The 22,882-nt window shown below is 42.7% G+C and carries 19 protein-coding genes and 1 tRNA gene; 6 read left to right on the top strand and 14 right to left on the bottom strand.

Translation table 11 applies throughout. The features are described from left to right. Positions 1 to 264: 264 nt before the first annotated feature. Positions 265 to 2,022 (top strand): proline--tRNA ligase, encoded by a 1,758-nt coding sequence (locus tag B0682_RS07570; protein ID WP_078307889.1) that lies wholly within the window; start codon positions 265 to 267, stop codon positions 2,020 to 2,022. Between the two features lie 199 nt (positions 2,023 to 2,221). Here the strand turns inward: B0682_RS07570 and queF are convergent, their stop codons facing one another. From queF to B0682_RS09720, 5 genes are all read right to left on the bottom strand, one after another. Continuing rightward, positions 2,222 to 3,085: an NADPH-dependent 7-cyano-7-deazaguanine reductase QueF gene (gene queF / locus B0682_RS07565; RefSeq protein ID WP_078307887.1), complete on the bottom strand. Its 864-nt coding sequence runs from the start codon at positions 3,083 to 3,085 to the stop codon at positions 2,222 to 2,224. A gap of 265 nt (positions 3,086 to 3,350) precedes the next feature. Beyond that, positions 3,351 to 4,124 (bottom strand): ABC transporter permease, encoded by a 774-nt coding sequence (locus tag B0682_RS07560; protein WP_078307886.1) that lies wholly within the window; start codon positions 4,122 to 4,124, stop codon positions 3,351 to 3,353. 70 nt (positions 4,125 to 4,194) lie between these two features. Continuing rightward, on the bottom strand, positions 4,195 to 5,160 hold the full coding sequence (locus tag B0682_RS07555) for an ABC transporter ATP-binding protein (RefSeq protein WP_078307884.1): 966 nt from the start codon (positions 5,158 to 5,160) through the stop codon (positions 4,195 to 4,197). 226 nt (positions 5,161 to 5,386) lie between these two features. Beyond that, complete coding sequence (locus B0682_RS07550) at positions 5,387 to 6,007, bottom strand: c-type cytochrome (protein WP_078307882.1); 621 nt, start codon at positions 6,005 to 6,007, stop codon at positions 5,387 to 5,389. 213 nt (positions 6,008 to 6,220) lie between these two features. After that, complete coding sequence (locus tag B0682_RS09720; protein WP_276206634.1) at positions 6,221 to 6,349, bottom strand: hypothetical protein; 129 nt, start codon at positions 6,347 to 6,349, stop codon at positions 6,221 to 6,223. Between the two features lie 28 nt (positions 6,350 to 6,377). Here B0682_RS09720 and B0682_RS07545 point away from each other — a divergent pair. The 3 genes from B0682_RS07545 to B0682_RS07535 all read left to right on the top strand — a co-directional run bounded on the left by B0682_RS07545 (position 6,378) and on the right by B0682_RS07535 (position 7,767). Then, positions 6,378 to 6,453: transfer RNA gene (locus tag B0682_RS07545), tRNA-Arg, on the top strand. Positions 6,454 to 7,154: 701 nt separating this feature from the next. Continuing rightward, positions 7,155 to 7,454 (top strand): type II toxin-antitoxin system RelE/ParE family toxin, encoded by a 300-nt coding sequence (locus B0682_RS07540; protein ID WP_078307881.1) that lies wholly within the window; start codon positions 7,155 to 7,157, stop codon positions 7,452 to 7,454. A gap of 1 nt (position 7,455) precedes the next feature. Continuing rightward, positions 7,456 to 7,767 (top strand): addiction module antidote protein, encoded by a 312-nt coding sequence (locus B0682_RS07535; RefSeq protein WP_078307961.1) that lies wholly within the window; start codon positions 7,456 to 7,458, stop codon positions 7,765 to 7,767. Positions 7,768 to 8,017: 250 nt separating this feature from the next. Here B0682_RS07535 and B0682_RS07530 read toward each other — a convergent pair whose 3' ends face one another. The 3 genes from B0682_RS07530 to B0682_RS07520 all read right to left on the bottom strand — a co-directional run bounded on the left by B0682_RS07530 (position 8,018) and on the right by B0682_RS07520 (position 10,758). Continuing rightward, positions 8,018 to 8,590, bottom strand: coding sequence for a TPM domain-containing protein (locus tag B0682_RS07530; protein ID WP_078307960.1), 573 nt, complete (start codon positions 8,588 to 8,590; stop codon positions 8,018 to 8,020). Between the two features lie 82 nt (positions 8,591 to 8,672). Beyond that, on the bottom strand, positions 8,673 to 10,001 hold the full coding sequence (locus B0682_RS07525; RefSeq protein ID WP_240494926.1) for a TPM domain-containing protein: 1,329 nt from the start codon (positions 9,999 to 10,001) through the stop codon (positions 8,673 to 8,675). 178 nt (positions 10,002 to 10,179) lie between these two features. Next, entirely contained in the window at positions 10,180 to 10,758 is a 579-nt protein-coding gene (locus tag B0682_RS07520; protein WP_420845516.1) for a LemA family protein, read from the bottom strand. 471 nt (positions 10,759 to 11,229) lie between these two features. Here B0682_RS07520 and B0682_RS07515 point away from each other — a divergent pair, with 471 nt between their 5' ends. Further along, positions 11,230 to 12,738, top strand: coding sequence for an alanine/glycine:cation symporter family protein (locus tag B0682_RS07515; protein ID WP_078307879.1), 1,509 nt, complete (start codon positions 11,230 to 11,232; stop codon positions 12,736 to 12,738). A gap of 104 nt (positions 12,739 to 12,842) precedes the next feature. Here the strand turns inward: B0682_RS07515 and B0682_RS07510 are convergent, their stop codons facing one another. From B0682_RS07510 to B0682_RS07495, 4 genes are all read right to left on the bottom strand, one after another. Continuing rightward, positions 12,843 to 13,658 carry a CPBP family intramembrane glutamic endopeptidase gene (locus tag B0682_RS07510; protein WP_078307878.1) on the bottom strand — a complete coding sequence of 272 codons (816 nt, stop codon included), beginning with the start codon at positions 13,656 to 13,658 and terminating at the stop codon, positions 12,843 to 12,845. Between the two features lie 185 nt (positions 13,659 to 13,843). Next, positions 13,844 to 15,046, bottom strand: a complete 1,203-nt coding sequence (locus tag B0682_RS07505; RefSeq protein WP_078307876.1) for an alpha/beta fold hydrolase — start codon at positions 15,044 to 15,046, stop codon at positions 13,844 to 13,846. A 76-nt stretch (positions 15,047 to 15,122) separates the two neighbouring features. Next, positions 15,123 to 16,169: a signal peptide peptidase SppA gene (gene sppA, locus B0682_RS07500; protein ID WP_078307874.1), complete on the bottom strand. Its 1,047-nt coding sequence runs from the start codon at positions 16,167 to 16,169 to the stop codon at positions 15,123 to 15,125. A gap of 220 nt (positions 16,170 to 16,389) precedes the next feature. Further along, positions 16,390 to 19,728 carry a ComEC/Rec2 family competence protein gene (locus B0682_RS07495; protein ID WP_078307873.1) on the bottom strand — a complete coding sequence of 1,113 codons (3,339 nt, stop codon included), beginning with the start codon at positions 19,726 to 19,728 and terminating at the stop codon, positions 16,390 to 16,392. 218 nt (positions 19,729 to 19,946) lie between these two features. On the opposite strand from B0682_RS07495, the gene B0682_RS07490 reads away from it, so the two are divergent. After that, a complete protein-coding gene (locus B0682_RS07490; RefSeq protein WP_240494924.1) occupies positions 19,947 to 20,531 on the top strand; it encodes a DUF2062 domain-containing protein in 585 nt (194 codons plus the stop codon). Between the two features lie 89 nt (positions 20,532 to 20,620). Here the strand turns inward: B0682_RS07490 and lolD are convergent, their stop codons facing one another. Together lolD and B0682_RS07480 are read right to left on the bottom strand one after the other, a co-directional pair. Next, on the bottom strand, positions 20,621 to 21,325 hold the full coding sequence (lolD, locus tag B0682_RS07485) for a lipoprotein-releasing ABC transporter ATP-binding protein LolD (RefSeq protein ID WP_078307871.1): 705 nt from the start codon (positions 21,323 to 21,325) through the stop codon (positions 20,621 to 20,623). A 167-nt stretch (positions 21,326 to 21,492) separates the two neighbouring features. Then, positions 21,493 to 22,731: a lipoprotein-releasing ABC transporter permease subunit gene (locus tag B0682_RS07480; protein WP_078307870.1), complete on the bottom strand. Its 1,239-nt coding sequence runs from the start codon at positions 22,729 to 22,731 to the stop codon at positions 21,493 to 21,495. Between the last annotated feature and the right edge of the window lie 151 nt (positions 22,732 to 22,882).

Below are 22,882 nucleotides of genomic sequence, written 5' to 3'. Positions count from 1 at the left end.
AAGGTTATTTCCTTTTTATCAAGACTTATTAGGCAATTTAACAATGTCAGTCAATTTAACGATACCAGTCATCAAAGACAAAAAGCAATCAAAGACAGTTAAAATATCGGTAAACTGATAAAAAAACATTGCGTAATCTGCTCAGTTTACATACCATTGATTGACATGGCATTGATGGGTTTGGTTAGCCAGTTTATGGTCGCTAACTTATTTATTCCTTTTATTTATTGTTCCCTTTATTTATTTTATTTGTGAGCCACTGATATGAAAGCCAGTCAATTTTTATTTGCCACATTAAAAGAGACACCAAGCGATGCTGATATTGTCTCCAGTCAGCTGATGGTCAGAGCAGGTCTGATTCGTAAGCTGGCATCAGGGCTGTATGTGTGGCTACCGATGGGTCTTAGGGTGTTACATAAGGTTGAGAGCATCGTGCGTGAAGAGATGAATGCCATCAATGCTCAAGAATTGCTTATGCCAATGACTCAACCTGCTGAGTTATGGCAAGAATCAGGACGCTTTGATGATTATGGGGCTGAATTGCTCAGATTTAAAGATCGTCATGAGCGTGATTTTGTGCTGGGTCCGACACATGAAGAGGTCATTACCGACATCGCTCGCAACCAGTTACGCAGTTATAAACAGTTGCCTATTACCTTTTACCAAATTCAAAGTAAGTTCCGTGATGAAATCCGCCCTCGCTTTGGCATCATGCGTGCTCGTGAATTCACCATGAAAGATGCGTATTCATTTCACATTGACCAAGCATCATTGGCGGATACTTATCAAGACATGTACCGTGCCTATGGCAACATTTTTACCCGTTTGGGGTTGAACTTTCGTGCGGTACAAGCTGATACTGGTTCGATTGGGGGCTTTGCATCACATGAATTTCAAGTGTTGGCAGATAGCGGTGAAGATGACATCGTATTTTCAAACGGTTCAGATTTTGCTGCCAATATTGAGCTTGCTGAAGCCATCTGTACCACTGAGCGACCTGCCGCCACGCAACACAAACAAAACGTCCCAACACCCAACATGCCAACGTGTGAAGCCGTCGCTTGTCATTTGGGCATTGATTTGGCACAAACTGTCAAAACGCTCATCGTCAAAGGACAAACTGCTGAAGGTGCACCGCAACTGGTGGCGTTGGTACTCAGAGGTGACCACACCTTAAATGACATCAAAGCTGAAAAAATTGCCGAAGTCAGCACGCCTTTGACCATGGCAAGTGAAGAAGACATCAAATCAGCAGGTCTTCATAAAGGCTATATCGGTGTGGACTTAGACATGCCTGTGTTTGTGGACAGATCAGCTGCCGTGTTGAGCGACTTTGTCAGTGGGGCAAACCTACCTGATCACCACAGCACAGGAATGAACTGGGATAGAGACGCACAAATCACTCGTGTGGTGGACATTCGTAATGTGGTTGAAGGCGACCCATCACCTGATGGCAAAGGCACGCTCCAAATCAAACGGGGCATCGAAGTTGGGCATATCTTTCAACTGGGGGATAAATACTCGCAAGCGATGAGATGCAACGTGACAGGCGAAGATGGCAAACCTGTTACCTTAATGATGGGTTGCTATGGCATTGGGGTCAGTCGCATCATCGCCGCTGCCATCGAACAAAACCATGACGACAATGGCATCATTTGGCCTGCCACCCCTGATAAAGCCGACTCTATCGCCCCGTTTGATGTGGCAATTGTGCCACTGGCAAAAGGCAAAGGCAATCATGATGACGACCCTGTTAATGTGCTGGCAAATGAGCTGTATCACGAACTTTTGCAACAAGGCGTTAACGTCCTGCTTGATGACCGCAACGAACGCCCTGGGGTGAAATTTGCTGATTTAGAATTGGTCGGTATCCCCCACCGCATTGTGGTGTCTGCCCGCAACATGAACGAAGAATATCCAGAACAAACTCAATATGAATATGTCTATCGTGGTCATGGTAATGACAATGGTGAAAAACAGTTGCTGAGTCATGATGACGTGTTGGCAAAAGTTTTAGGCTAATGGCTAGGGCGTGTTGAACTTTGATATTTATCGATATTTATCAAAGCAATATTTATCAAAGCCATTTATCTCAAAGCCCAAAGCCATTTATCAAAACAGCCTATCAACACAATTCATCAGACCCCATCATATTAGGTTAGGGCTTTTTTTAGAGAGCAACTTACCGTTGGTCTTTTCATTTTCATTTTTATGTTTATGTTTACTGCCGATTCAACCGACTGGGTTTTGGCAATAAACTTAAATCACTTGCCCGACACGGATTGATGTCAATACCACCACGGCGTGTGTACCATGCCCGTACCACAAGGCTTTTGGGTGAAAACACATGGGTTAAATCACTAAAAATCTGTTCCACACATTGTTCATGAAAGCCATTATGATTGCGAAAACTTAAAATATAAGTCAGTAATCCTACTTTATCAATCGATGGGCAATCAATCATAATCTCTACTGTACCCCAGTCGGGTTGATTGGTAACAGGACAGTTTGAGCGAAGCAGATGTGAGTGAAAGATTTGTTTCTTACTCATTTGACCATCGGTGGCAAATGCCAAATAGCCACTATCCACATCTTGAGTCATGGTGATTTTTTGACCGCCATCAGCAAAATCATCAAATAAATCATCAACACACTCACCTTGTGGCTCACTAATGGGTAAACTATCAGCCGTTTTAACATCAAAAATCTGTATTGTTACATCAGCATTGAGACATGTTGATAAATCTTTTTCAATGACATTTTGTATCTCTGATTGACTGTTAAATTCGCTAAAATTTAAGCTGTTAAAATACAGTTTCAGCGATTTTGACTCAATGATATATTCAGACGTGGCAGGAATGGCAAGACGAGCCATCGCCACCTGTGATATGCCTTGCGGGTTAAGCCATGACAGCTCAAATACATGCCAAAAATCTGTACCACAGCTTAATTGGTCAGCAGGCAAAGCAAGCTTTTTGCGTCCCAATGCCCGAGGAATGGGATAAAGAATATTAGGAGCGTAGGTTTTCGGGTAGGTGGTGGATTGACCCAAATGGCTGTTTTCTGGGGTTTGTTTCGTATTCATTGTTTATGCTTTTATTTAATGACAGGATTCATTTTATTATCGGTTTACCGATTGGGGAAAAAGGTAAGAATGTTGATGATTTGGTTCTCGTCGTCAACAGAAAACTATGGTGTATTATAACGTAAAATGATGGCTTTTCTTAGAATTTAATCAGATTGGTTTTTGGTTTGTGCCACCTGATACAGGTTTTGGATTTTTTTGAATATTATCAAGCGTTTTTTGAATGGCAAAAGCCAAATTTATCGCACATTTGGCAGTTGCCATACTAAATCCGTATCCTTTTCCCATCATTCAACAAATAATACGCCACAGCATAAAAAATCGCCGTAAACCCCCCAATTGCCAAAAGCGACCCACACACATTAACATCTGACTGCCCCAAAATTCCAAAGCGAAACGCATTAACCATATACACAATCGGATTAAACAATGACACCGTTTGCCAAAAAGATGACAAATTCTCCATCGAATAAAATACCCCACCCAAATAGGTCAGTGGTGTTAGCACAAAACTTGGTACGATAGAAATGTCATCAAATGAACGAGCAAACACCGCATTTATCATACCTGCCAGTGAAAATAACACTGAGGTCATCACCACCGTAAACACCGTAACAAAAGCATGTACCATGCTTAATTTGGTAAAAAATAACGCCAATATGGTCACTATGAAACCAATCACCAATCCACGAAACAGCCCACCTGCGACATATCCCAATAAAATCGTGTGTTTAGAAATCGGACTGACCAGCATCTCTTCAATACTGCCATGAAACTTCGTCGAAAAAAAACTGGATACCACATTAGAATAGCTGTTGGTAATCACCGCCATCATGATAAGCCCCGGTACGATGAACTGCATATAAGGCACACCGCCCATCTCACCAACACGAGAGCCAATCATTTTACCAAAAATAATAAAATACAAGCTCATGGTAATGGCAGGTGGTAAAAGCGTCTGTGGCCAAATGCGTAAAATGCGTTTCATTTCTTTGCTGGCTAGGGTAATAAAAGCAACCCATTGCTGTTGTAAATTCATGGTTAACTCTATGTCTATTCATTAAATCGATGCTCATTAAATCTATTTTGGTATGTGGTTTTTTATAGACCTAATTTTCTAATTTTTCCGTTAAATTATTTTCCACAATTCCTAAAAACAACTCTTCCAACCGATTGGATTTATTTCGCATGCTTGCCACATCAACTTGCTGTGCATCTAATTGAGCAAACACATCATTTAAACTTTCCCCTTTTTTTAGCGTTACCTCTAATGTTAATGGGTCTGGTTGGGTGGTTTTAACCACATGATTTAGCACAATTTTTTTGTCATGCGGTGTGGTTAAATCCAATACAAAACTTTCCATATCAAGACTTGCCAATAAGCTTTTCATATCCGTGTTAATGCGAATTTCACCATGGTCTAAAATGGCAATATTTTTACACAGTTGTTCGGCTTCTTCTAGATAGTGGGTGGTTAAAATGATGGTCGTCCCTTCTTGCTCGTTAATATGTTGCATAAACTCCCACATCGAACGGCGAAGTTCAATATCCACACCTGCGGTTGGTTCATCCAGAATCAACAAACGTGGGCGGTGCATTAAGGCACGGGCTATCATCAGTCGGCGTTTCATGCCGCCTGAGAGCGAACGGCTTTTGGTGTCTTTTTTATCCCACAATCCCAATGCTTTGAGCAACTGCTCAGCTCGTGGTAAAGCGTCTTGTTTGCCAATGCCAAAATACCCTGCTTGTAACAGTAAAATATCAAGGCATTTTTCAAATTGGTTAAAATTAAACTCTTGTGGCACAACCCCCAAAAACTGCTTGGCTTGGCCTGGATTGGTAAGTAAATCCACCCCAAATATTTCCACTCTGCCACAGGTGGGCTTAAATAGTGAGCTGATGATGCCTATGGTGGTGGATTTACCTGCTCCATTCGCCCCAAGTAAGGCAAAAAATCCACCCTGAGGTACTGTCAAATTGATGCCCTTTAAGGCAGTAAAACCGTTGGGGTAGGTTTTTGATAAATTTTGGATTTTTAATGCTGGTTGCTGGTTTTGTGGTTGGTCAGATGTCATAAAGACATGTTCCTTTATTGTGGTTATGCTTAATATTATTAAGCTTAATATTATTGACATTATTGTGCTTGATTTTACTTATCATGCGATTGACATGGCCATTAATACAATATGGGGATAAATATGGCGATTTAAATTTAGCCAAAAACAAAAACACCCCAAAAGTTGTCTAATATTTGGGGTGTGGCTTAATCAAGACAGGTTTTTAATAAGTCAAAAAAATAAGTTAGCTGACACTTTTAACCATATAGTCCACAGCGTTCTGCACTTCTTCATCAGGAATGTCTGCTCCACCCTTGGCAGGCATGGCGTTAAAGCCTTCAATGGCATGTTTATATAAGGTGTCATTGCCTTGGGCAATGCGAGCCCCCCAATCACCTGCATCACCCAATTTGGGTGAACCAAGCAGGCCGCCAGTATGGCAAGTGTGGCAAACAGCATTATACACAGTTTTGCCATCACGAGGTGAGCCATCAGCATTGCCTGCCCCAGCTGCGGTTACGGTGACATCACAGTCTTCCCCTTCAAAACACACTTTGCCATAAGGCTGAATGCGTGCCACAAGTTTGGGGTATAGAGCAATCAACTTTTGAACTTGAGGGGTATCTTGGGGGATTTGTGCTTTTGGCTCAGCGTCTGCTTGAGCTTTGGTGGTTGGTGTTGTGGTGGCATCAGCAGTCTCTACGGCCATGGTGTCGGTTGCCATGGCTTCATCAGCCACGCCATCAGCAACCGCTGGCTGGCTGGCTGTCGCCACTGTGTCAGTGGTGGTTTCTTCTGCTTGGCTAACGGCGATGCCAGACATTGCCAATACGGCAACGGTGGTTAACATAACTACTTTTTTCATTCGTCACGTCTCTCATTTTGTAAACGTAAAACATTGCAAACGTAAAACAACGTGAAACAATGTTGATGCACATTACGATTGGTAGAAATATCTTGGGTGCGTCCTATTTTTCCCCACCATTATAAGGGATAATGACCCCAAATTGCCATGAAAGATTAACAGAAAATTTTATAAACCACCCAGTTTTTTATGATTTTGTGTCATTTAATACATTTAGTCAGGATTATTGGTCGGTTTCCAGTCAGAGTAAAGTTGGCAAGTTGCTTTTTTTTTGTTAGACTGTCTGCCCTTATCTGCCATAATGGTGATGGCGGTGATGGTCATTGTTTTGGTAACAGCCATCTGACATCCATTCTTTGTGTTATTTCATGTGCTCGTAGCTCAACTGGATAGAGTACAGGTCTCCGAAGCCTGTGGCGTGGGTTCGAGTCCCGCCGAGCACACCATAAACTCCCATAAATGTGCATTCTCTGGGTCAAGCTCCAGTTTGGCTTTATAGAGCGTTTCGCCTTTGTCCAGTTTTAGTAGTTCTGCTAATCTTAGAATAAAATCATCATTGAGCTGTCTGTATCCTTTTTTGAAGCTTGCTAATCTTGTGCGATTTATCTGCAAGATTTCGCCTGCCTTTTCTTGCATACCTGCTTTTAATAAGAAATGCCAGTATTTGATAATAATAGACTTCCTGCAAAACTAATGAGCAACAATCGGATTATTCTTATTGTATAAGGCTTTTGTAAAAAACCCGAACCTAATAAAATTGAGGTTTTACAAGAAGTTCAATAAATTTAATAGAAATAAATAAAAAAGCAAATCTATCATTGATGACAATCCACCAGCCATCATCACAACCACAGAAACTCAGTCAGACATAGATAAACTCAATCAAGAAATTCAAAAAATCCAGCTTGAACAGCAATTAGCCCAACTCAAACAGCAGTCACAGCCTGCCAATGTCATTAGCTTTGGTGGTAAATGCAAAACATACAGTCAAAGCGGTCAACACATACCCATGCCATTAGATGAGTGCATGCAATACGCTAATGGCGAAAAACCATTATTTAAACAGTCGGTTGATGCCCAATTTATGGCAAATGATTATTGATTTATTGTAGCCTAAAAGCTACAATAAATACATTAAGGAGCTAACATGTTTACGCTAAAGAAAACCGATGAATTTAATAAATGGCTAAAAAGGGTTAAAAATCCAATTGCTAAGAAGTCTATTGTTTCAAGGTTACACCGTCTTGAAGTATTTGGTCATTTTGGTGACTTTGAGCATGTTGGCGATGGCATCATAGAATTAAGAATACACACTCATGGCGGTATTCGAATTTACCTTCAGCAAACAGAAGAAACTCTTGTTTTATTGCTACTTGGCGGTGATAAAACAACACAAGATTATGACATTAAAAAGGCTAAAGACATTGCTAAAGAATATGGAGCATGACATGAAAACACCAACCGAATTTAACGTTTTTGATTATTTTGATACAGATGATGAAATTTTAGACTATCTCAACGACTGCTATAATGATGCTGATGAACGCCTGTTTGTGTCCGCTATCGGTCACTTAATGAAAAAAAAGGGCGTTGCTGAAGTTTCTCGCTTAACTGGCTTAAATCGTGAAAGTCTATACAAAACAATCAATGGCACAACATCTCCTAGCTGGGACACAATGATGAGAATTTTAAAAGCTTTGGATATTGGTTTTACTATTAAATTTAATCAGCATGATGCTTGTCATGCTTATAACGCATGATATAACCAACAATTATCATAGCCTTGTCATGCAGTAATTTTGCTGTGTCACAAAGTTTTTACCATGCAATTTATTAAACTATCTGATTTTCAACTCTTTTTTTTAAGTCTTATAAATACCAGGCTCATAACTTTTGGTTAAAAAGCCATTAAATTTTCAGCCTTTTAAAATCGATAAGTTATAAAGAGTTGAGAATGGGGTATTAAATTGGAAAATGATTTAGGGAATGGTTATTAAAAAGTTAAAACCCCTATCGTAAATGTACCACCATATCAGACAGCTCATTACCTTGTGGGTCATGTTCAAGATGATAATGTTGTCTGAGCAGATGCCCAATTTCATCGAGCAGTTCGCTTAAACTATTTTGCACATCACCTTTAGCAAGCCCTGCAATGGCTTTGTCGCACATTGCTTGCCATACGGTTGGACCAACATGGGCGTTAATACCACGGTCAGCAACGATTTCTAAGTCATGCTCACACACATTGACATACACCAATACGCCTGTGTTTTCTTCGGTGTCCCAAACTCGATACTCGCTAAATAGGCCAATGGCTCGCTCTCGGCAATTACTGCGATATGCCATGTTGACAGGTAAGTGATTTTCGATGATGAGAAACACTTCACCACGATGACCCACTTCTGCTTCGGTGACTTTTTTGCTTAGGTAAGCCTTTATGTCATTGGTGAGCCATTTACCATGTAACATGGGGATAAATATCACTTGTCGCCACCAACGTGCAAGACTGGGCTGAGTTAAACCTTGCCCAGCTGTTGCACGTTGGTTGGGGGAGGCTATATGATGATTTTGCTGAATTGTCATGGTCATTTTGCCTTGCTTAATTTGAACAGCTTAATATGAACGATTGAGCTTTAAATTGGGCTTTAAATTATAATGTAGCATTTTACCAAGAACCACCTGCCCCACCACCACCAAAACCACCGCCGCCGCCACCAAAACCACCTGAGCCAAAGCCACCACCGCCAAAACCACCACCACTGCCACCACCAAAACCACCTGGCACAATGATGGGCGTGCCACCACCACGACCGCCACGACCGCCACCATGATGACCATTGCCCATCAAAAATATCCATAGGAAAATGGCCAAAATCAGTGACAGAATAAAGCCACCGCCCAATGCCATGGAAATAAAGAAAAAACCACCTGATATCAGTCCAGAACCCAAAAACCGCCCAAAAATACCCGTCACGATGTTGCCAGCGAACAGTCCAATGATGAACAACACGATTGGGTTGATGCCAGATACGCCACTTTGTGATTGTTCACGTCGAGAAGCCAGTTCATCAGCTTGGGCCAAAATGTCTGGATCAGTGGTGAGTCGCTCTTCGATACGGTCAAGGGCTGCATTTAACCCACCTGCATAATCACTTTGCTTAAATCTGGGGGTAATCTCTTCACGAATAATGCGACTATTAATGGCATCAGGCAAAACGCCTTCTAGCCCATAGCCAGATAAGACATATACATTACGGTCATTAATCGCCACCAATATCAACAGTCCGTCATCGGTGTCTTTTGCCCCCAACTGCCAACGATTGGCAACTTGCAACGCATAATTAAACATTGGGGTGCCGTTGGTGGTGGGGATAATGACAATGGCGGCTTGTGCCAATCCTTGCTGATAAATGCCACGTAAGCGTTGACTTAGATGTTGTTTTTCTTGTGCCGATAATATGTTGGCTTGGTCAACCACAGGCTCGTTTAAGATAAGTTTGTCTGATTCAACCGCTTGAGCGGTGGATTGTCTGGGTATGCCATGATTGACTGTGGCGGTATTGATATTGGTGGTTTTACTTTGGGTGGTGTTATCTTGCGATTGTCTGCTAAAGCTTTCGCTAACCGTGCCGATGGCGTTACCAATGGCATCATTGCCCAACACAGCGTCATTAATCACTTGGTTTTGTTTGCTGACCTGACCGATGGTAACCATATCATCTTCAAAGCCGTTGTTTTCAAGGCTGTTGGCTTGGACAATGGCAATGTCATCTTGGGCGTGTGCCAACGTTGGAGTAATCAGACTTAAAGCCACCAAACTGCCTAAACTTAGCATACTCACGCTGAAACCCATGCTAAGGACACATGGCATCAGAGCAACCCCAGGGTTCTTAACAAAAACACCCAAGCCCCCACCCCACCCACAATAACGCCGTGTTCCACTGACGGTTTTGGTTTGAGATTTGGTTGATTGGGTCTGCCCACGTTTAGTCATTATCGATGGTCCTTCGCTTTTTTTAGTCAATACATTTTTTAATCAACACTTATTTGGCAATTATTGGGCAAATTTTATCCACCCACTTACTATCTACCTACTTGCTATCCACCAAATATTACCCCCATCAAATGTTACTACCCATCAAATGTCATTATCCACCAAATTGGTCTGCCAATCAGTCACCAAAATTGACACTCGGAGCGGTGGAGATTTGCTTTTCATTATCCACAGTGAAGTTGGGTTTGGTGTCCATGCCAAAGACTTTAGCGGTGATGTTGCTGGGGAATTGACGCACCATGGTGTTATAGCCTTGCACTTCTTGGATATAATTGTTGCGGGCGACGGTGATGCGGTTTTCTGTGCCTTCAAGTTGTGCTTGTAAGTCTTGGAATAAGGCATCAGATTTGAGTGCTGGGTACTGCTCAGACACTGCCATTAGGCGAGACAACGCACTGCCCATTTGAGCTTGAGATTCTTGGTATTGTTGTAAGGCTTGTGGATTATTTAACACTTCTGGGGTAATTTGGATGCTGCCTGCTTTTGAGCGAGCTTCTGCCACTTGGGTAAATATTTCTTGCTCTTGGTCGGCGTATTGTTTGACCACGTTTACTAAGTTAGGCACAAGGTCGGCACGGCGTTGATATTGATTGACCACTTCTGACCAAGACGCTGCCACTTGCTCATCTTGGGCTTGTAGTTGGTTATAGCCACAGCCAGACATGCCCACGGTGGACACAGCCAACACAGTCGCCATGAACACAGATTTTAAAGACACAGATTTTAAAGACAATGTTTTATACATATGGTGGTTTAACATGTTGTTTAACATTAAGGTTGCTCCCAAACAAAGCCATAGACCAAACAAATCCATGGGCTTAAATACCATAATACCATCAATTTAGTATCGATTGATTGATGCTATTATGCTGACCCAATGCCCTATTTACAATGCGATAAACACAAAATTACAATGCGATAAACACAAAAAAGCACAAAAGCACACGCATTCATGACATTTTTTTATTCATGAGTTGTAATTAGTGCTGGTAATTTATGCGATTTTATGGCACATTGCTGTTACGTATGGTTACATAACCCATCATAAGTTAACTGTGTTTATGTTCTGTCAATACGTTGGTTTGTCAATAACAATACGTCAGTGATACGTCATCAATACGTTGGCAAATGTCGATTCAATCAACCTTATCAGATAAGGACATCAATTATGGAAGGTTTAATCAATGCCTTAAATGGCATCATCTGGAGTCCAGCTTTGATTTATCTTTGCTTGGGCGCTGGTCTGTTTTATTCTATTTTAACCAGATTTGTCCAAGTTCGCTTGTTTGGTGAGATGCTTCGCTTATTGTTTAGCGGCCAGTCAAGCTCTTCGGGCATTTCATCGTTTCAAGCATTGGCGGTATCACTTGCTGGTCGTGTGGGCATGGGCAATATCGCTGGGGTTGCTGCTGCCATTGGTTTTGGTGGTCCAGGTGCGGTGTTTTGGATGTGGATAGTGGCATTTTTGGGTGCATCAACCGCCTATGCTGAATCCACGTTGGCACAGATTTATAAAGAAAAAGACGAGCTGACAGGACAGTACCGTGGGGGTCCTGCGTATTATTTTGAAAGGGCATTGGGGCAGAAGTGGTACGGTGTTTTATTTGCCATTGCGTCCATCATCTCTTGTGGCATCTTTTTACCGGGGGTGCAAGCCAACGGTGTGGTGAATGCGGTGACTCAAGTCATGGGCGATGGCACGATGATGACAATCATGGGCAATGATGTTGGCACAATACGCTTAATGGCGTTGGGGGTGATTTTGTTGGTATTGGGAGTCATCATCTTTGGTGGCATCAAACGCATTGCTAACTTTACTGAATTTGTTGTTCCCTTTATGGCACTTGGCTATATCGCCCTTGCCCTTATCATCATGGTGATGAATTTTCATATGATACCCACTGTATTTGGCAGCATCATCAGCGATGCGTTCACGGCACAAGCAGGGTTTGGTGCTGCCATTGGTTGGGGGGTCAAGCGTGGCATCTACTCTAACGAAGCAGGGCAAGGCACAGGTCCACACGCTGCTGGTGCTGCTGAGGTTGACCACCCTGCACAACAAGGGTTGGTACAGGCATTTTCGGTGTATGTGGATACCTTATTGGTGTGTTCTGCCACCGCATTTATGATTTTGACCATGAACACTTATAACATTCAAGGCACGCTTGAGAGCGGTAATTTTATTGTTCAACATGTGGATACCAACACTGAAATCAACTCGCCTGCTTTTACTCAGCTGGCAATGGAAGCCTCTTTTGGCACATTTGGTAATACGTTTGTTGCCATTGCCATCTTTTTCTTTGCGTTCACCACCATTTTGGCTTATTACTACATCGCTGAAGTGAACATCACCTATTTGACACGCTTTTTGGGTCGTTCGGCTCATAAAAGTGGCTTGATGTTGGTCAAAATCCTCATCATGATGATGGTCGCCTATGGTGGTCTAAACAGTGCTGGCTACATTTGGGGCATGGGCGATGTGGGCGTTGGTCTGATGGCGTGGTTAAATATTGTGGGTATTTTGATTATTTTCTTTGTGGCACGCCCTGCCATGGACATCTTAAAAGATTATGAGTCCCAATTAAAAGCAGGTGTGAAGCATTTCACCTTTGACCCTGCTAAATTCGGCATCAAAAATGCCCCTTATTGGGAAGAGCGTAACCGCAATCGCCAGTGATTGGCACTAAGAGATTGATATTAAAAGATTGACATTAAGACAACTCAAACGGTTAAGTTCACAAAAAATCCCTTATCGGTTGATGGGGGATTTTTTATGGCAGCTTATAAGCTGTGTGTCAATTGATACATGCTCAGGCTATTGTTACAAATATGCAATAAAATCGGCAACCATAAGCTGGCGGACATCACTCTGGCCAAACTAAATAGCAAGGCAAGCATAAAAATGGTTACCATACCATACACATCATATTGCAAATGCACCACAGCAAACAGCACACTGCTGACCAAGCTTGCTGTGCAAAACGCATGCACTGGCTTGGCAAATTGCTGAGCGACTAACGACCACATTACCCCACGAAACAGCACTTCTTCATAAATGGGGGCAAGCACAGTAACCGATAAGATTAGCAACCATTTAGGATTGGCACTGTCATACAAGGGACGCATAAATTCAAGGGCATCTATTCCAAGCCATTGACTGAATGTCTCACTTATCAGCACAAACACCATCAACACACTGACAAACATGCCTACCCAACGCCACTTTGGCAGATGATTAAGAGATAAAAAATGCCCCACATCACCCCCTTGGGCTTTGATGGTCAGCCAGCATAGCCCAATTAAAAAAATGGCATTAAACACCACCGAAACCGCCAACGTCGTGCCATTATCCGCTGCCATTAAAAACTTAATAAAAATATCCACATGACTTGTGGTAAGTTCATCGGGCAAAAACGGCAATGCCAAAACCACACTGATGAGTTGCACCACAAAGAATGCCAACAACAAAAATAGCAATAAAAATGCACTGGTGGTTTTACCATATAGTTTGGGCAGGGCAAAAAATGTTGCCCAATTTGGCCAAATAAGACGCTGAGTGATTGATTTTGGCTGGTGGGGCTTTGGTTGGTGAGGCATGGGCAAACTCAAGCAAATTCAATTAAAAAAAGGCCGCTGAGCAAGCCAGCAGTTGCGATGATTATGTTTGGCAAATATTTAAACTGACATTGAAAACCATAACCACAAAACCATGACCAAAAGAGCATGACCAAAAAAGTATGACACACTCATGTGATGGCATTGATGGTCATTTGATGATGATATTAAGCACCTTGTTTGGCGATGATGTCAAGCACCTTGACAGCGGTGGCGGTTGGATACATCAGTGGAAACATATGCCCTCCTTGAGTCAATTCATGGACAATGCCAAGACGTTGTTGTAGTTTTTGATAAAAATGATTTTTAACAAAAGGGCTGTCTTCTCCTGCTAAAATACTCACCGCTCGATTTGGGGCATGATTGGGCGTGAGCCAAAACCACGATGGGTTGGAGCGAAATACCGCCACTTCATTGGCTTTTGGTATGGTTAAAGTGACTTGTCCATCAAAAGTGTCTGTCAGACCGTACTGAATATAATTATCAAAACACATGGGGTCAAAGGCACTAAAAAATGGGTTATCTTTAAGTGATTGGCGTGCATCATCACGGCTTGCCCACACATCTCGCCGCCGTTTTGACAAACCTGACGGTGATAGTTTGTCCATAAAGTGATAAGGTTTGGGTATTTTTTTTAACCAACTCTCTGCCCAGCTCAAAACCAACCCATGCGTGTTGGTTGTGTCAGTTGTGGTGGTGGCAAGTGTGGCGATGGCAAGTCGCCTATGGTCATCAAGACACAGCAAGACTTTATCAGCTTGCTTAGCAAGATGCCACGCCAAGCTTTTATGTCCATAAATCAAAGGTGGGTCCATCAACACCGCTTGAGCAAACTGTTCTGGAGCTTGGTACACTGCCTTTAATGTACACAAAGAGCCAAGCGAATGCCCAACAGCCACCACTTGGCGAACGCCATGGGTGCGACATGCCGAAGCCACGCTGTCGATGATTTGTTGGGTGAGGTTTTGCCAATGGTTGTCCACCGCATAACCAGCTGTGGCCGCAAAATGGGGAATATACACCACGGTAAAATGCTCTGACCAAATCTCAAACAACGGCTCATATACTTGGCTAGGAATGCCATTGGCATGGGTGAAGTGCAAAATGGGCTTGCCTGTCAGTTGAGAGACGCACGGTTGAGAGGCGCAGTTTTGTGGTGCGTGGTTTGCTGACTTGCTAATGGCATCAGCATCACCCATATCAAAACAACTGCCATCTGTTGCATTGGCTTGGCATTTTTTAGGGTGATGCAAGGTTTTAGGGTGATATGTTTTAGGGTGATATAGAGTCGGGGCAAACGTATTTTTTTGCCCCTTTTGTTGTGGATTGGTTTGCAAATTAGGGTGTTCTACTGATTGCTCTGTTAGCATAAATTCCCTTGATGGCCATTTAAATCATTGATAACTGGCAATTGGCAAGCTGCCTTATGCTTACTTTAGCTCATGCTTACCTTAGCTCAGTTTGGTTTTGCTCTTGTGGCAAGATTTTTAGATTTAAAGCACTGCCCAGTCCTGAACCCATTTTTACTGCAAAATGGTCCAAAAATGCACGCATGGGGTCAATGGGGGTGTAATTGACTGTGGTGTCTAGCTCAAGCTGTTTTTCCAGCTGAGACAGACCGCCCTTTTTATCCGCCAGTCCTAAAGCAATGGCTTGCTCACCTGTCCAAAATAACCCTGAAAATAGCTGATTTTCTTCAGGATTTTTGAGTCGCTCACCACGACCTTGCTTGACTGCGTCAATAAAGTGTTGATGCGTATTGGCAAGTACGCCATTGATGTGTTGTTGTTCAAACTCGGTCATCGGACGGCTTAAGCTTAAAATGTCTTTATACTCGCCTGCGTGCAGGGTGCGGTCTTTGACACCCATTTTATCCATTAAACCTTGAATGTCATAGTTAGGCATGATAACCCCGATAGAACCGACCAAACTTGATGGATTCACATAAATTTCATCAGCGGCAGAAGCGATATAATACGCACCTGATGCCCCAATATCACCAATGACGGCATAGAGTTTTTTGTCAGGGTATTCTTGACGCAAGTCCATCATGGTTTGCCAAATTTCATCAGATTGTACAGGTGAGCCACCGGGTGAATTGATGTTTAATGCCACTGCTTTGGCACTTTCAGTACTAAAAGCTTGTCTGAGAGCATCGCTGACATCTTCGGCATTGGCATCAGAGCTTGCACTGATTGTCCCTTGCACATCCACCACCGCCAAATGTGGTTCGGTGGTACTCACCGCTTCTAAGCCACCACCTGGCTGGGTGGCACATCCACGCCCCATGATTAAAAATATCAAAATCAAATAGCCAAAAGTTAATAGCTTAAAAAATATATTCCAACGGCGAGCTCGGCGTTGTTCTTCGATGCTTGCCATTAGGGTTTTTTCAAGTAATTTCCATTCCTGTCCTGTCGGCTCGTGTGCCATTTGTGAGCTGATGACAGGTTGGTTGGTTGCTTTTTTGTTTGGGTCTGGCGGCCAGTTCATACCGTTTCCTATTTTTTTACAATCAATAAATTCTTAACACAAGAAACACTTAACACAAGAAACACTTAATACAAAAAAATAACGGCATATTGTAACATTGAGCATGACCAATGTGCTGAATGTTTGTATGATTTACATTACCAAGCCTTGCTTGGGAATTTTTTGGTTTTTTTAAGTTTTTTTGATGCTTATTTTTAATGTTTGTTTTTCATGTTTGTCTTTAATTTTGATTATTAATCTTGTTAAGTAGGCTGGTCATCTGCCATAGCCACTGCTGGGATTGTGCAGATTTTTGTTCGGACGAATCAGACAATCGCACCGCATCAGGCTTGCCCATTCTGTCTTGTAGCTCATTTATCAGATGGTCATCATTCATCAAACTGGGTAATGGGCTATGGTGAGACAACAGCCAAAGAGCAGATGCAGGTGATGATGTGGGCGATGATGTGGGCGATGATGTGAAATGTGACGACACAAGCGACTGCTCAGAACACCACGTGTGCCACAGTCGCCATTGTCGCACCCCCATGCCACCATCTAAAAATACTTGCTGATACACAGGACTAAGCGATGTGCCAGACGATATTTGTGCCAAATTATCTGCCTGCTGTTTGCCACCACTGAGCATGTGGGTTGGGTACTCACTCTGTACCACAATGCCTGTTTCAAATTTAAGTAACAGCGAGCATGTCCAGACACTGGGGTCATCAATTTTGGCAAATCCACTGACTGCTTGTATGGCTGTACTGACAAAACCATTGTTGTTTAAAGCATTGCTGTTTAAAGCATTGCTGTTTAGGGCATTGTTGTTGGGCATTTGCACTTGACAACTTATTGGTGATGTGGCGGTTGGTTCAAGCTGGGTAAGTTGTCGCAAAAATGCACCATTGCCTGCTTGCCACCAATATTGCACTGGTATGTCATGACTTAGGCGAGCGGTGAGCATGGCAAGTTGCTTATCAGGATTTTGTACGATGATGCCTGTTAGCCGTGTGATGCGTTTGGCGGCCAAATTTTCTTTTAGCCCATTCATCAGTGTGTCATTGGTAACGTGATGTCTTTGTTTATTAGGCCAATCTTTGTTTAATAAAGCATTGTTTGTTGTCTTTTGTAAGTCTTTTAAGGCAATGTCTTTTTGATTAACTTGCGACAATATTAACCAGTTTTGTACATCGTAATTTTGGTTTTTAGGTATGTGTAACAAAGACGCACGCACCCCTTGACGATTCATGTTCTCTCCCAACGCCAATAATGTCAGTATGGCGGGGTCAGATTTTTGTTGTCGGTCATCGGTTTGAATCACGCTCAATGATGTCAATGTTTTAGACGATAAAAACACATTTGGAAACACAGTCAGCATCACGATTGCACTCAATGGTAAGCATGTCCAAGCCCTTAATCCATGATGACCTTTAAAAAACACCACCAGCCATAATGCCAGTATCACCAGTACCAAAACACCAAGGCTAACGTCATAATAAAGCCAAGCCGATGACATCGCATCTGACTCACCATCACCGATGTTTGCGCCTGTTATCCATGCCAAACTGTCATGCAAGTGTGTGAGTAAACCAATCACCCCTGCCCAAAGCATGTTTGCCAATGTGGGCGATAGCAGATACAGTAACCCTGCCAACAAATTGCATGGCACAATTACCCAGCCATATAACCCAATGGCAAACATATTCACCAACACACCCCAAAGTGATACCTTGCCAAATATCCACAAACTCAGTGGCAATAAAGTCACAAATATCCAAAGTTGTAACAACACAAATTGCTTCAGTTGCTGAAATGTTTTGGCTTTATTATCGCCATCATTATTATTAGCACTAAAATTATCACCAGACGTTGATTTTATGTTAGCCATGAACGCCTGCTCATAACCAATTAACAGCATGACCGCCATAAAGGACAACCAAAATCCTGCCTGCCATAGCACCAAAGGATTAAACCACACCATCACTGCCGCCACCAGCATCACCACTTGTAGACCACTTATCGGCAACAACAGCCATCTGGCAATCCCCACTGCCAACAACATCCACAACGTGCGAGCAGCTGGCACATCAAAACCTGTAAACAGCGCATACAAGGCCGCCATGCCTACCGTCAACCCCCAACGCCATTGCCAACGTGGCATATGGTCATATGCCCCAACCGCAAACCGTTCAATGCCTGCCATTGCCACACTGGCAAACACAATTGCCAAAAACAACACATGTGTCCCTGATATCGCCAATAAATGTGAAATGCCAGAAAGCTGATATAAGTGTTTGGTTGACTTATTAATCAATGCCCTATCACCAGTCAGTAAGCTTAAAGCAACTGCCTGAGCTTGCTGTTGTGCTGGTGTGCTGGCATCAAATTGCATAAAGTGCTGACGTAATTGCCACCGAAGTAAAGTTAACCGTCCCATCATCTGTTGCCAAAGGGTGTTAGATGCGACCGCATGTGTTTTAACATGAGGCATCATCTGGTACATCATTTGTGCTTGCTCATGCCACTGATGGTTATTCATCGGTAGCCATTTTGCTTGTGCTTGTATGCCTCTTGTTGTCAGCCAACGATGACCATTAAATCCCACTTGCTTGGACTGATGATTAGGCAGTGGCTGTAGCAACAATGGCACAATCAGTTCTTGTCCATCTACCAGGGAATCCAAAGGCACTTGTCTAATGGTGGGTTGACCCGTGGAGGTCTTAGAGGGTTGTGAGACAAACAATGCTTCAATCTGCCCATTTGCCAATGACTGATTCATGGCAGAAATCAACACTTGCGAACCAACCAAAGTGTTCATGGGAGCATTAAGATGGGCTTCTGTCTTGATGCTGATGTCAGTTGCAGCATCATTGATAATGTCAGTGTCAATGTCAGTGTCAATATCCGCTGGTTGGCTGTGGTCATTGTGATGATAGGGGTTGGCAATAAAAGACACATGAGCAGTCTTAGCCATGCCCTCTTGTGAGCTGACCCCAGTTGGCTGGGTAGATGTTGCTTGAGTAGATATTGCTTGAGTAGATGTTGCTTGGGCGGATAAAGGCATGGCATGAACAATGGTGGCTGTTTGAGCATAATGACTTTGATAGCGAGTATCTGCTACCCCATCGCTTAAACCATCAATGCGAATATGAGCAATCACCTGAACCATTTGGGTCAGCTGATTGGCTGTATGAGAGTGATACTGTAACAAGCCATGCAAACTGATACCAATAAACAGCAACATCACGCTGATGACGTTGACCATAGTCACAAGCCCATTGCTGTTCTTATTGCCAACGGTTAAATGTGACGGATTGACTGGCTGTTTGACTGGCTGTTTGAGTTGCAGCTGCTTAAACTGCCCCTGTCTAAATTGCTGTTTGCGTTGATGCGATTGCCCAAACCGCCATAACTGCCACGCCAAAATCAACAACACATAACAAAACACATACCACATACCAGACATTGCCATCTGAGATAACACGGTATCTTTAAGGTCAATCCATTGACTGCTCAAACTTTCAAGCAATACCAATAACCACACCATCAATAGCAAAGACCATAACCAAATTTTCATCTTTATGAGCCTTTATCATCTTTTATTTGTTATGTGAAGAATATCAATCAGTTGCCACAGATGGCTGATGAACTTGCCAATTCATGGGTTTGTGGTTATGCTAGCACCAGTCATCAGTTATTGGCGTTTTATCCCATTTTTTATCCTTTTGTTGTGTTTTATTTTTTGTTTTTGATTCGTTGGTGTTTTAGCAACGTTTCATGACCGAGTAATCCATTGTGCCAACCAAAAAACTAAAAAACTGGTTACCAACCCCAGAACAAATCATGCAAACCAAGGGATTACAGCCCTTTGCCCATTATTTATCTGATCCAAGGCTATGGCATTTTAACCGTCGTTGTCTCAATAAAGCGGTATATGTCGGGGTCATGAGTGCGTTTTTTCCACTGCCAGGGCAAACATTGGTGGCATTGATATTCTCCTTATACTTTCGTGCCAATGTGCCATTTGCGGTTGCCTTAACATGGATTACCAACCCCATCACCACCATTCCTGTCTTCTATGCCAGCTATTATGTGGGGGCAAAAATATTGGGTAAGCAGATTATCGGTTTTCGTCAAATCGGGCATATGCTGTCAGATTTGAGTTTATGGATATTTGCTGATGGGGTCAATCCATTTATAACCTATCAGCACGTCTTTTCACTGTCAGCATTTTGTTTGGGGCTTTTGATATTGGCAGTCATCACAAGCTTGGTGTGTGGGTTGACCTTTCGCTTTTTTTGGCAGTATAAAATCATTCGCACATGGCAAAAACGCCATGGTCATCGCCCTGCACATTTACTAGATAAACACAAATACTAAATAAGCATAAAACCTAAATAAATACAGATAAAACATGGTTACTAACCATCAGTTTTTAAGCCATGGGTTTTAAACCACAGTCTTTGTCTTTAGCTGTTGTCCCATTGTCCATTTTTTAAAGTCAACTGTCGGTCTGCCTGTGATGCTAATTGACGGTCATGGGTTACCATTAAAAGCGACGTTTGTAAAGTCTGTTGTAACTCAGCCAATAATGCAAACACACTGTGGGCATTGTCATAGTCCAAATTACCCGTAGGCTCGTCCGCCAGTATTAAAGCAGGCTTAGTTACCAAGGCACGAGCAATCGCCACCCGTTGTCGTTCACCGCCAGACAGCTCACCTGGGCGATGCTCAAGGCGATGACCCAGCCCCACTTTTTTTAAAATGGCGACCGCCTGCTCTTTGGCATCACCAAGACTGATTTTAGGACGCATCAGCAAGGGCATGGCAACATTTTCAATGGCATCAAACTCTGCAAGCAAATGATGAAACTGATAAATAAAGCCCAAATGCTGGTTACGCATATGCCCCCGTTGGGTCTCATTCATCTGATTAAGGCATTGCCCTTGTAACCATACTTCACCTGTGGTTGGGGTATCTAAACCGCCTAATAGATGCAGTAAAGTGCTTTTGCCAGAGCCACTTGTGCCAACAATGGCGACCTTTTCACCTGCATGAATGGTTAAGCTTAGCTCACTTAGCACGTGAGTTTTGACGGCCCCTTCATCATAGGTTTTGCTGATATTTTTGGCGACTAAAATGGCATTATTTGGGGTGTTTTGTGTCTCGTTCATGGTGATGTCTGTTTGGCTATTTCAATGGGTGTTAAAATTTCAATGGGTGTTTTTCAATAACTGTTAAAACTTCAATAACTGTTAAAGCCTCAATCAATCATGGTTAAAACTGCAATGGCTGTTAGAATTCACTTTAAGCAACTCGCTTTAAGGAGTGTGATTAACCATTATTCATAACGCAAAGTCTGAGCAGGTTGGATTTTGGCAGCACGTTTGGCAGGATAAATGGTCATTAAAAAACACAACAAAAATGACGAACCTGTAATCACCAGAACATCGCTAACCTTAACATAGGACGGCAAATAATTAACAGGATATACGTCAAACAAATGCAAATTAAATGCTTGATTGACATAACCCAACACATCGCTGATGGATAACGCAAACACCACCCCAATCACCGTACCAAGTGCCGTACCAATGACCCCAATAATCATGCCTTGTACCATAAACACCTGTGTGATGAGTTTGGGTGTTGCCCCAAAAGTTTTTAAAATCGCAATGTCTGACTTTTTATCGGTAACCATCATCACAAGGCTTGAGACAATATTAAAAGCAGCAACAATCACAATCAAGAATAACAACAAACCAATCATGGCTTTTTCCATCTGAATGGCACTAAACAGATTGCCATGAGTTTGTGTCCAATCGCTTGGAATCAGCCGTTCTGGATCAAGTTGTACCGCTTGCTGTGCCACTCGTGGGGCAGAAAAGATGTCATTAAGACGCATGCGAATGCCTTGAGCCCCATCTGGCAGACGCAACAACTTAGCAGCATCATTCATGGGAATGTATGCCACCATGGTATTGACCTCTTTACTGATGTCATAAGTACCGACCAAGGTAAACCGCTTAAATCTAGGAATCACGCCAGCAGGTGATGGCGATGCTTCTGGTAACACCAAAGTGATTTTATCACCCATATTCAAGCCCAATGACCAAGCCAAATCTTCCCCCAGCACAATGCCAAATTCGCCTGCTTGCAGATTATCAATACTGCCTTGGGTCATATGCTCGCCGATGATGGAGACCTTTTTTTCGTATTCTGGGACGACTCCTGTTACCACCACCCCAGCCACTTGACCGTTGGCAGTTAGCATGCCTTGCAAGTTAATAAAGGGAGCAACATCGCTGATTTTGCTGTCTTGGTGTTTGATGTTCTCTGCCAAAGATTGCCAATCTGGCAGGATTTGCATTGACTGTACGGTCGCTTGTGGCACCATGCCCAAAATACGACTTTTAATCTCTCTATCAAAGCCATTCATCACTGACAGCACCGTAATCAGTACCGCCACGCCCAAGGTCAGCCCAATCACCGAAATCAGTGAAATAAAAGAAATAAAACGGTTACTGCGTTCTGCTCGTGTGTAACGCAAACCAATAAACAATGCCAAAGGTCGAAACATGCCGACAAACCTATTCTGTCATAAAAATCATGATTAAAAGAGGGTTAGTTTGACACAAATACCCCCTTTAATGCCAATTAATTCTGTGATTAGCCAGTGTTTGACGACAATTTTTATGAAAAAAAGCAAATTTTATGAAAAAAAAACAAAA

Source organism: Lwoffella lincolnii (genome assembly GCF_002014765.1).
Classification (GTDB): domain Bacteria; phylum Pseudomonadota; class Gammaproteobacteria; order Pseudomonadales; family Moraxellaceae; genus Psychrobacter; species Psychrobacter lincolnii.
Note: the sequence above shows the minus strand (reverse complement) of the source record. Positions and strands in the feature narration are given on the sequence as shown.

Coding starts and splice junctions, on each gene's coding strand:
- B0682_RS07570 (WP_078307889.1), top strand. CDS start 265: ATGAAAGCCAGTCAATTTTTATTTGCCACATTAAAAGAGACACCAAGC.
- queF (WP_078307887.1), bottom strand. CDS start 3,085: ATGAATACGAAACAAACCCCAGAAAACAGCCATTTGGGTCAATCCACC.
- B0682_RS07560 (WP_078307886.1), bottom strand. CDS start 4,124: ATGAATTTACAACAGCAATGGGTTGCTTTTATTACCCTAGCCAGCAAA.
- B0682_RS07555 (WP_078307884.1), bottom strand. CDS start 5,160: ATGACATCTGACCAACCACAAAACCAGCAACCAGCATTAAAAATCCAA.
- B0682_RS07550 (WP_078307882.1), bottom strand. CDS start 6,007: ATGAAAAAAGTAGTTATGTTAACCACCGTTGCCGTATTGGCAATGTCT.
- B0682_RS09720 (WP_276206634.1), bottom strand. CDS start 6,349: ATGGCTGTTACCAAAACAATGACCATCACCGCCATCACCATTATGGCA.
- B0682_RS07540 (WP_078307881.1), top strand. CDS start 7,155: ATGTTTACGCTAAAGAAAACCGATGAATTTAATAAATGGCTAAAAAGG.
- B0682_RS07535 (WP_078307961.1), top strand. CDS start 7,456: ATGAAAACACCAACCGAATTTAACGTTTTTGATTATTTTGATACAGAT.
- B0682_RS07530 (WP_078307960.1), bottom strand. CDS start 8,590: ATGACAATTCAGCAAAATCATCATATAGCCTCCCCCAACCAACGTGCA.
- B0682_RS07525 (WP_240494926.1), bottom strand. CDS start 10,001: ATGACTAAACGTGGGCAGACCCAATCAACCAAATCTCAAACCAAAACC.
- B0682_RS07520 (WP_420845516.1), bottom strand. CDS start 10,758: ATGGCGACTGTGTTGGCTGTGTCCACCGTGGGCATGTCTGGCTGTGGC.
- B0682_RS07515 (WP_078307879.1), top strand. CDS start 11,230: ATGGAAGGTTTAATCAATGCCTTAAATGGCATCATCTGGAGTCCAGCT.
- B0682_RS07510 (WP_078307878.1), bottom strand. CDS start 13,658: ATGCCTCACCAACCAAAGCCCCACCAGCCAAAATCAATCACTCAGCGT.
- B0682_RS07505 (WP_078307876.1), bottom strand. CDS start 15,046: ATGCTAACAGAGCAATCAGTAGAACACCCTAATTTGCAAACCAATCCA.
- sppA (WP_078307874.1), bottom strand. CDS start 16,169: ATGAACTGGCCGCCAGACCCAAACAAAAAAGCAACCAACCAACCTGTC.
- B0682_RS07495 (WP_078307873.1), bottom strand. CDS start 19,728: ATGAAAATTTGGTTATGGTCTTTGCTATTGATGGTGTGGTTATTGGTA.
- lolD (WP_078307871.1), bottom strand. CDS start 21,325: ATGAACGAGACACAAAACACCCCAAATAATGCCATTTTAGTCGCCAAA.
- B0682_RS07480 (WP_078307870.1), bottom strand. CDS start 22,731: ATGTTTCGACCTTTGGCATTGTTTATTGGTTTGCGTTACACACGAGCA.